The 8,820-nt window shown below is 63.8% G+C and carries 10 protein-coding genes; 3 read left to right on the top strand and 7 right to left on the bottom strand.

Annotated elements, in window-relative coordinates; all coding sequences use genetic code 11:
• From ribD to OK17_RS05050, 7 genes are all read right to left on the bottom strand, one after another.
• Nucleotides 1–795: bifunctional diaminohydroxyphosphoribosylaminopyrimidine deaminase/5-amino-6-(5-phosphoribosylamino)uracil reductase RibD (gene ribD / locus OK17_RS05080; protein ID WP_461416864.1), on the bottom strand; the 795-nt coding region annotated here is incomplete at its 3' end.
• A gap of 8 nt (nucleotides 796–803) precedes the next feature.
• Nucleotides 804–1,484, bottom strand: a complete 681-nt coding sequence (gene rpe, locus OK17_RS05075) for a ribulose-phosphate 3-epimerase (RefSeq protein WP_232719340.1) — start codon at nucleotides 1,482–1,484, stop codon at nucleotides 804–806.
• A 136-nt stretch (nucleotides 1,485–1,620) separates the two neighbouring features.
• Entirely contained in the window at nucleotides 1,621–2,373 is a 753-nt protein-coding gene (locus tag OK17_RS05070; RefSeq protein ID WP_461416863.1) for a hypothetical protein, read from the bottom strand.
• Nucleotides 2,370–4,940: a TPR repeat region-containing protein gene (locus OK17_RS05065; RefSeq protein WP_461416862.1), complete on the bottom strand. Its 2,571-nt coding sequence runs from the start codon at nucleotides 4,938–4,940 to the stop codon at nucleotides 2,370–2,372. Before OK17_RS05065 ends, OK17_RS05070 begins: the two co-directional genes overlap by 4 nt.
• Complete coding sequence (locus OK17_RS05060; protein ID WP_461416861.1) at nucleotides 4,940–5,245, bottom strand: hypothetical protein; 306 nt, start codon at nucleotides 5,243–5,245, stop codon at nucleotides 4,940–4,942. The genes OK17_RS05065 and OK17_RS05060 overlap by 1 nt, the downstream gene beginning before the upstream one ends.
• A gap of 97 nt (nucleotides 5,246–5,342) precedes the next feature.
• A complete protein-coding gene (locus OK17_RS05055) occupies nucleotides 5,343–5,930 on the bottom strand; it encodes a GNAT family N-acetyltransferase (RefSeq protein ID WP_461416860.1) in 588 nt (195 codons plus the stop codon).
• A gap of 32 nt (nucleotides 5,931–5,962) precedes the next feature.
• The gene (locus OK17_RS05050) at nucleotides 5,963–7,222 is read right to left on the bottom strand and encodes a 13E12 repeat family protein (RefSeq protein ID WP_461416859.1); all 1,260 of its coding nucleotides are present in this window, start codon (nucleotides 7,220–7,222) and stop codon (nucleotides 5,963–5,965) included.
• Between the two features lie 190 nt (nucleotides 7,223–7,412).
• On the opposite strand from OK17_RS05050, the gene OK17_RS05045 reads away from it, so the two are divergent.
• The 3 genes from OK17_RS05045 to OK17_RS05035 are packed head-to-tail and all read left to right on the top strand — an operon-like array spanning nucleotide 7,413 to nucleotide 8,745.
• Entirely contained in the window at nucleotides 7,413–7,748 is a 336-nt protein-coding gene (locus OK17_RS05045) for an ArsR/SmtB family transcription factor (protein WP_461416858.1), read from the top strand.
• Nucleotides 7,745–8,224, top strand: coding sequence for an SRPBCC domain-containing protein (locus OK17_RS05040; RefSeq protein WP_461416857.1), 480 nt, complete (start codon nucleotides 7,745–7,747; stop codon nucleotides 8,222–8,224). The genes OK17_RS05045 and OK17_RS05040 overlap by 4 nt, the downstream gene beginning before the upstream one ends.
• Nucleotides 8,221–8,745: a dihydrofolate reductase family protein gene (locus tag OK17_RS05035; protein WP_461416856.1), complete on the top strand. Its 525-nt coding sequence runs from the start codon at nucleotides 8,221–8,223 to the stop codon at nucleotides 8,743–8,745. The genes OK17_RS05040 and OK17_RS05035 overlap by 4 nt, the downstream gene beginning before the upstream one ends.
• The last annotated feature ends 75 nt before the right edge of the window (nucleotides 8,746–8,820 follow it).

The raw sequence follows: 8,820 nt of genomic DNA, 5'->3' as shown, positions 1-8,820 counted from the left end.
CAGAACCCAGAGCGCGTCGGGCAGTGCGGCGAGGACGTCGGCCGGGTCGTGGGAGTCGACCTGGACCAGCGGTCCCCCGGTGTCTCCGCGGAGGTTGGCGTCGGCAGGTAGGTCGCGGTGTCCGATCACCACGCGCGCCGGCTGGTGCGGATACAGCCCGCCCTCGGCGGTGCGTGCGGTGAGCGTCGGGTTGTCGGCGAGGGCCGTCCCGGTGCCGATGACGATGGCGTCGAGGCGTGACCGCTGTTCGTGGGCGTGGTCGCGGGCGGCGGGGCCGGTGATCCACTGGCTGGTGCCGTCGGGTGCGGCGATCCGGCCGTCGATGCCGGCCGCCACCTTGGCGGTGACCATCGGCCGCCCGAGCCGCTGTCGGGTGAGCCATGGGCGCAGCGGACCGTTCTCCACGATGTCGGCCGCGACTCCCCCGGTCACCCGGATGCCGGCGGCCCGCAGGGTGTCGGCGCCACCCGCGGCGACGGGGTTGGGGTCGCTGACCGCGTAGTGGACGTCGGCGACGCCGGCCTCGATGAGTGCCTGTGAACACGGACCGGTGCGTCCGGTGTGGTTGCAGGGTTCGAGCGTGACGATCGCGGTGCCGCCCCGTGCGGCGTCACCCGCCGCACGCAAGGCCATGACCTCGGCGTGCGGGCCGCCCGGCGGTTGGGTCGCGCCGACGCCGGCGACAGTGCCGTCGGCAGCCAGGATCACCGCTCCGACAGGCGGATTGGGCGAGCTGACGCCCATGGCCGCATACGACGCCTCGACGGCGCGGTCCATGGCGGCGGCGATGTCCATGTGGTGGATCAGATGTCGCTGTGGGCGCGTGCGGTGGCAGCGGATTCGCGGAGGGCGGCGACGGCCTGGCCGGGGTCGGCGGCACCGTAGACCGCCGATCCGGCGACGAAGCAGTCGATTCCGGCCTCGGCCGCCTCTTCGATGGTGTCGGCGTTGATGCCGCCGTCGATCTCGACGAGCAGCCTCAGATCCTCGGAGTCGATGAACTTCCGGATGGCGCGGGCCTTCTCGAGAACCTCCGGGATGAACTTCTGCCCACCGAAACCGGGTTCGACGCTCATGATGAGCAGGGTGTCGAAGTCGCGGAGGATCTCCAGATACGGCTCGAGCGCGGTGCCCGGCTTGATCGACAGACCGGCTTTCGCACCAGCGGCGCGGATGTCACGGGCGACGCCGATCGGATTCTCGGTGGCCTCGGCGTGGAAGGTGACGTTGTAGGCGCCGGCCTCGGCATACGGCGGCGCCCAGCGCTCCGGGTTCTCGATCATCAGATGGCAGTCGAGCGGGATGTCGGTGGCCTTCAGCAGGCTCTCGACGATCGGCAGACCCAGCGTCAGGTTCGGCACGAAATGGTTGTCCATCACGTCGACGTGCAGCCAATCGGCACGGGTGGCACCGGGCTTGGCAACAGCAGCCGCCTCGTCGGCGAGATTCGCGAAGTCCGCGGACAGAATGGACGGAGCGATCATAGGCGCGTTACCAGCGGTGCACATGGTGAACAAGTGTAGGGCGAGTGGGTTTGCCCAGACGAAACCACTGGGCGTCAGGCTCTGTACTTGACCCGAGATGGCAGCAGAGCAGGCGGGCGCCGCACGCTTCGCCGTACTAGTCGGTCCGACTGTTCTGCCATCCCGGGAACTGACGCGCGGGAGGCTTCGGGGTAGAACCCTCTCCCTCGACCGAATCCGGCTCCGGGACTCCAGATGGAAGCGGTTGCCGATTGCACCCTTCCATCTCCGAGCGATACCGGTCACCTATCGCCAGATGTTCGAATTCTTCAACTCGCCACTCACCGAACACGTTTCGATCAGGTCGTCGCGCCGAACCCTTCTGCCCCGAAGGCGGCGCCGCACCGGACCGGTCGAAGCTGATCACCGTCGTCCAGCTTTGAATCGGAGTCGTAAACCAGCCACCATGTGAACGATCGCGAGTCGACTGATAACCGAACTCGCACAGGACAAGGCGCGTCTGTGGCCCCGTGTCTTCGCGACTCAGCAAACTGAAGGTCGAGGTCCCGACCAGCCCACCCGCCTCGCTCTGACTGGGTATTTGCCGAACCTGATCTTCAACACCTGGCGGGGAGGCGTTCACGAAGCCTGGGTAAGCCCATGAGGTTGATTTGCCTTCCTGGGCGAGGATGAACGACTCAACGTACGCCCTGACGAACGTCCCTTCCGGGCTGAGAGGATCGAAAACCGGGTTTCCGACCCATTGATAGGTGACGTCCAAGCCAGGAGGCTGCGGTGGCGGCTCTGATACCGACGCTTGCGCGGCATCGCCGCTGCCATCACCGCAACCACACACCACCACGAGCAGGAACGCCAGAACCGCGCTCAAGCGGGCCGAACTACGCTTCACCACTTCCCCCCGTCAGGGAACCCATGAGGATCTTTCAAGCGATCGAGCTGATTGGTGTATGAATCGATAAAATCATTGTCTCGACTACCGAACAGCTCCTTGACCAATTTTGTGATCGCAGTCTGATTAGACGTTGAGGGAAGCCCATCTCGACGAACAGACTCGACGAATTTCGGATCGTCAATCTTATCCCCGTAGATCTCTCTCATATCGGCGCTTTGGACGAAATCTGGATTAGCCCGCAGGTACCCGTCCAGCATACCCTGGTATACGTTGCTCAAATTTGTACTTTTGTACATCTCGGCGCGAATCGCATCGAAATCAGGAGACGCGCCGATATCGTCGGAATTAGGGGGCGACCCGAGAATTCCGAGCTTCAATGATGGGGCGCTCACGTCCACCATCCCTTGCAGAGCGGGGCCTAGACCTGGTACTGCGGAGCCCATGAGGCCTGCCGTAAGCGATCCGACCGCAGCTGCCGAGTCGTAGACGGCCCCCTTTTCCACGTAATCGACAGCTGCTGCGTACTGACGATCAGCTTCATCCTCGTCCAGCATGTGGTTCATTCCGGCCGTCATCCCGCCATGGAGCCGCCCAGCGAGCTCTCCCAGTTCAGTGCGGCTGGAGTCGTATCCAAATGCTTGCTCCAAGACGTTCGCTTGCCAAAGAGCACTCGCATTCATGATGCGGCCGGCTTCAGGGGCCGAATCCAGAACCTGAAAAAGCGCATTGAACTGGGCCCCCTCTTCGAGCCCGATCACCCCTCTCGTTTCGAAGAGGTCGGGGTCAGCCCCAGCCAAGTCGGCCAAATAGGGCGACATCGCTTTCGCCAGCGTTCGGGTTAGTTCAGGATTGGTTTGCCCGAGAGACTCGGAACCACCATTCATATCCTCGAACGCACTCTTGTTCTCAGCGATGATCCGAGCCAATTCACTTGCAACCTCACCGGACCGGACACCGTCCAGTGTCCGCTCTGCTGACAGTCCCTCAGGCGTATTCGCAACCTCGGGCATCCAGTTGAAAAGACGATTTACTCCATTACTCTCGTCGCCGACGCCGTCCTTCCAATCAAATTGGAAGAGATCTTTCATCGCAATCGAGGCGTCGTAAGAACGACTACCCCCGTCTAAATCGTGCACATCAGGCATACCAGCGTCGACATCGACTGAGCTCCCGGTTCGCACCACAGCGTCGTGAACAGCGATGTGGTCGGAGCCTGCGACATCCATCATTCGCGTAAGTAGTTTCTCTACTTCAGAGTGGGATAGCCGTGTATCTTCATCCGACATGTAGACTTCGCGGGAATCACCTGCGGCTATTTCGCTGGCTCTGGAAATGAGAGCTCGATCGACGTCGCTACCCAACTGCACCGAGCCGTCACCGTAACCCGCAGGTCCAGAATCCCGACTCCGATACTCCAAAACGTCCATCAGATCTTGCATATCAGCGAAGCTGCTGAGCTTGGCAGCCGTGTAGACGCGCTGCTCGCCACGGTCTGCGTACGGGTCTACATAGTTCGCTTTGGTCGCCGAAGGTTTTGTAAGCGTGTCACGCACAGGTGCAGAGAGTTCATTCAGACCACCGGTCACAAACCGCGGCCCCGGCGTCAGTCCCATCTGCTGCAGCGGTCCGGCAAGGAACGTCTGCTCGACCTGCTGGTCTGTCCGCACGCTTGGGTTACCGAGCAGGTAGATACCGTCACCGAGCGCGTTCTTCAACTGAAGACGTTCCGCGCCAGAGTATTCGTCACCGAAACGCTTCAGAGCGTCGAGCGCGTAAGGCGCCGACCCCTCTGAGCTCTGACCCCAGTTGGGCGTGTAAATGGCCTTCAAGTAATCGAACTGCTCTTTCGAGATGACCGCTTCTTCGCCGCGTGCCAGCGCCGCGCGCTGTTCGGGCGTCAGACTGGTCGCACGGTAGAAGCGTTCCTTCTGCTCCGGTGTCGCAGTCCCGCTCATGATCGCCTGGACATCGCGACTTGCTTGCCCGGCGGAGAAGCTCGAGCTGAGCGGAGCGTTGATCTCGGCGTTGCCCAAGACGACATTCAGCGCGCGGGCACCGTTACGGTCGTCCTCCCCGATCTGGTCCGCCAGCGACTGCAGCGACAGCGTCGCTGTCTTCGCCTCCTCGGCCCGCTTGGCCTGGTCGTTCCGAATCGACTGTTCGGCCGCGCTTCCGGCCTCCACACCGTTCAACTCCGAGGCATAGTCCCGAGCGTCGCGCACGGTCCAGTCGTCCGAGACGCTGAACTTGTCGAGTTCGAGGCCGAGTGCCTTCGTCAGAGCAGTGCTTCGGTTGGGGCTGATCGCGGCGGCCGTGTCGTGCAGCACTCTCGCGGCCGCGCTGAGTTCGGTACCGAGCCTGTTGATCTCGTCTTGGTCGGACGTCGTACGGTCTTCGCACGCACGCTTGGATTCGCCCGACCAGCCCTCCACGTTCATGGGAGCATCGGCCATCGTCTTGGTCTGGGTTCGCAGGTTCTCGGCTGTCGTCTCCAGCGATTCCGCAGACTGGAGCAGGACCATCACGTCCCAGCTGTTGACGGTCGACCGTGTCGGACGGTTCATCAGAACACGGAAATGGCTCGGAAACCGCTCGCCAACTCTTCATCGGTGTCTGCGAACTCGGTCGCAACCTGGTAGCAGGTCTGCGAAACCGCGTCCATGCGAGCAGCTGCGCGACCGAGAAGAGTTCGAACGAGGTCATCTTTGCCGGCGCAGGCGCCACTGAATGCCGAACCCGGCATCGCCGCAGCTGCGTCAGCGAATCCGGTACTGCCCGACCAGAGCGCCCGGGTGGCATTCGAGCACTCGGCCAACGTCTTGCCGACGCCCTCGATTACACCCTTCTCGGCTTCCAGGCGATAAGTCACTGTGAGTCCCCCGTCCCCGGCATCAACACCTCTTGACACCCCTCCACTCAGACAACCTAGTACGAGACAGTACGAAGTGGGGATTCGACATCCACAATCACGGAACCCGGACCATGGCCCACACGTCCGGGCCGTCGTCGGGCAGAGACACCTTCCCGGTCACCTCGAACCCGAGCCGTTCGTAGAACGTGACGTTCTCCGGGGATGAGGTCTCGAGGTATGCGGGAAACCCCTCTGTCCGGGCCGCCTCGAGCCCTGGCTCGAGCACAGCTCTGCCGAGCCCTCGTCCCTGCGAATGTGGCGCGACCCCGACCGTGGCCAGATGCCAGACGGGTTCGGCCGGCCGGAGACCGGCCTCTTCGGCCCGCGCGGCGACCTTTACTCGGTCTCCGTACAGGTCGACGACTCGGGATGCGATGTCGCCGAACGCCTCGTCGAGACCCGACGAGGACGGAGTGATCCACACCGCCACGGCGGCAAGGTCGTCCGAGACCCAGACGCGGCCGCACCTCATGCCGATTTCGGCGAGATACAATCGCTGAAGGGATTCGACGCGAGCGGCATGGTTACGCACATCCACCGTGTGTCTGGTGAACGGATAGTCGGCGAAGGCCTGGCCGAGCGTTTCTGCGGCAGCGTCGATGTCTTCCGGAATCGCCGGTCGAATGGATGGGCGGATCGTCACGCGAAGCGAGGTTACCCGCCGCCCCGCAGCACTCAAGCGACCGCGAGCAGCTGCAGCAGCTTCGTCTCGATCATGCTGCGGTCAGGACTATGGTGCCCGATCGCCGGTGGCGCGGCACTTCGATGGCGGGCGCCGGTCGGGGTGATGACGTCGATGACCCGTATGTCTCCGGCCATGCGAACCGAATATCCCCAGCCGTCAGCCTCTTTCGCCCGATTGTGGGTGACACAGATGCCGTCGGCATTGGCTTCGCTGGTCGGGCCGTCGTGTCGATGCGGTTTCGCGTGGTCGATCTCTGCGATCGGTGCGCCGCAGTACGGAGTTCGACAGCGCTGGTCTCGGAGTCGAACGAAGTGCGCGAGTGCGGCCGGGAAGGTTCGCGATCTCGACTCCATCGACACCAGTGCGCCGTCCGACGGACGTGCATAGATACGACGCAGCGTCGAGGCGGTCTCGCCATCGGGCGACACCGATGCGGCGACGAGTTCCCGTGCCACTGCTGCCGGGATCGGTCCGTACCCCTGCACTTCAGCCGCCGAATCATTCAGCCCGAGCAGACATTCGTCGGACATGATCATGTCCACTGCAACCGGCACCGGCTCCGCTGCGGATCGACCGGTGACACGTTCGACCAGCGTGTCGGCCATGATCTGCGCGTGCGTGCGATCGTCGGCGCCGAGGACCGAGTCGGCATGTTTCTTGAGCGAGGCATATACGGAGATCCCCTGCGTCATCGGCAACAACGCCGAAAGCTGGGTCATCAGATCCGGCGCCGGCCGCACGCTGACCCGCCGGTCCTTCTCGGCCTTGGCCTTTCGCGCGACCACCGCGGCCGGCTCGAGTTCGTAGGCGTGACGCTTTGCCCGGCCTTCGACCTCTCGATCGGAAGCACCCACCAGCGCCTGACGGTCGCCGCACACCCGGCGGTCGATCTCCTCGCGCGATTCGCGAGTCAGGTAAGCGGTTTCGCGGGCGAGGATCGTGGCACGCCACTCGGTGAGGACTCCGTCCGCGAGAGCCGCCATCGTATGCGGCATCTCATGCGCCAGGGCACGAGCGAACCCGAGGTACTGGCTCCCCTTTTGCGGTGAGGCCTTACGCGCCAATCCTATTTCGGCGGCAAGCCCCCGGCCCCGCCGCTGCGTCGGGACATTCCTCGCGGCCTCATCGGCTGCACGAAGCTGATCGAGATTCGCGGTCTCACGCACCTGCGCCGCGGAACAGGCGGACTTCACCTCCTCGAGCAGCGTCAACCGCTGCACCGACTCGGCCTCGTCGACGCCCGCAGTCATTCCCGCAAGGAGGCGCTGAAAAGCGTGAAGATCATCCGCCGAAAGGATCGGTGTTCCGCCCGCACATGTTTCGTACATACGTTCGATGATACGCACTTTCTCGCAGACCCAACGTCGTTTTCCACAACCAAGCGAAACTTCGATCACTTAACCATTGAGTTCATCGAACCACCGTGCAACACTTAGCCACATGGCAAACAGTTCAGTCGCCCTCGATGAGATATTCGGTGCGCTGTCGGACCCGACGCGCCGCGCCGTCGTCGAACGTCTCGGGCGCGGGTCTGCGAGCGTCGGCGAACTCGCCGACCCCTTCCCAATGTCCCTCCCGTCCTTCATGAAGCACCTGAGGGTTCTCGAGGAGAGCGGCCTGGTCATGACCAAGAAGACCGGGCGCACCCGAATGTGCACGCTCGACCGTCGACGCCTGCGACGCCTACAGACCTGGCTCGAACACCAGCGCATCGTCTGGACCGAACGCACCGACCGACTCGAAGCCTTCGTCACCGAAACCGAGGAGGCCACATGATCGACCCCGAACTCGACCTGACCCTGCAACGCATCATCCGCGCACCGCGGCAACGGATCTGGGACGCGTGGACCAAGCCCGAGCAGCTCGCGAAATGGTGGACGCCCTCCCCGACCGTCACCCGGGTCGAGCGTCTCGAACCGCGTCCCGGTGGTGCACTGGTCACGCAGATGAGCGACGACGGTGAGACCTTCGTGCCGCACATGGACGCCGTGTTCCTGGTCGTCGACGACCACGAACGCCTGGTGTTCACCAACGCCGTCGACAGTTCATGGCGGCCTGCGGAACCCGCACCCGTCCCCATGACCGCCGAGATCACCCTCGGCGAACATCCCGACGGGACCGAGTACAGCGTCGTCGTACGACACGGCACTCCATCCGATCGCGAGCAGCATCACGATCTCGGCTTCTACGACGGCTGGGGCTCGGTCACCGCAGCGCTCGCCGGACTCGTCGAAAGCGAGGTGTCGCGGTGAGGGTCACCGTCACCGAGTTCATCACCCTCGATGGCGTCACCCAGGGACCCGGTTCGGCCGACGAGGACACCTCCGACGGCTTCACTGCCGGCGGATGGTTGGTCCCACACATGGACGAGACCTTCATTCAGCAGGCGTCACAGTGGCTCGATCTGGCCGACGGACTGCTCCTGGGGCGTCGAACCTACGAGGCCTTCGCCCGCGACTGGCCGCAGATCACCGACCCCGGCGACCCGTTCACCGAGCGGATGAACACCCTCCCCAAGTACGTGGTGAGCAGCACGCTCACCGAACCCCGCTGGCAGCCTGCGACACTCCTCGGTGGCGCCGCGATCGAGGCGGTGTCTTCCCTGCGCTCGAGACCGGGCGGTGAACTGCAGGTCCACGGAAGCAATACCCTCGCCACGTCGCTCCTCGAAGCCGGGCTCGTCGACGCATTGCGGCTGGTCGTCCCCCGACCGCACTCGGCACCGGGAGACAGCTGTTCGGACGCAACGCAATCAGCCTGGGATTCCGGCTGACGCAGCACACCGCGACTCCCGCAGGACTCCTGATCCTCGAATACGAACCGACCGGCCAGGCGACGGTAGCAGACT

It is taken from the genome of Gordonia sp. GN26, from assembly GCF_054823965.1.
The sequence above is the reverse complement of the archived record's forward strand: the minus strand, read 5'-3'. Positions and strand labels throughout refer to the sequence as shown.

Coding starts and splice junctions, on each gene's coding strand:
- OK17_RS05050 (WP_461416859.1), bottom strand. CDS start 7,222: ATGACTGCGGGCGTCGACGAGGCCGAGTCGGTGCAGCGGTTGACGCTG.
- OK17_RS05040 (WP_461416857.1), top strand. CDS start 7,745: ATGATCGACCCCGAACTCGACCTGACCCTGCAACGCATCATCCGCGCA.
- OK17_RS05045 (WP_461416858.1), top strand. CDS start 7,413: ATGGCAAACAGTTCAGTCGCCCTCGATGAGATATTCGGTGCGCTGTCG.
- rpe (WP_232719340.1), bottom strand. CDS start 1,484: ATGATCGCTCCGTCCATTCTGTCCGCGGACTTCGCGAATCTCGCCGAC.
- OK17_RS05065 (WP_461416862.1), bottom strand. CDS start 4,940: ATGAACCGTCCGACACGGTCGACCGTCAACAGCTGGGACGTGATGGTC.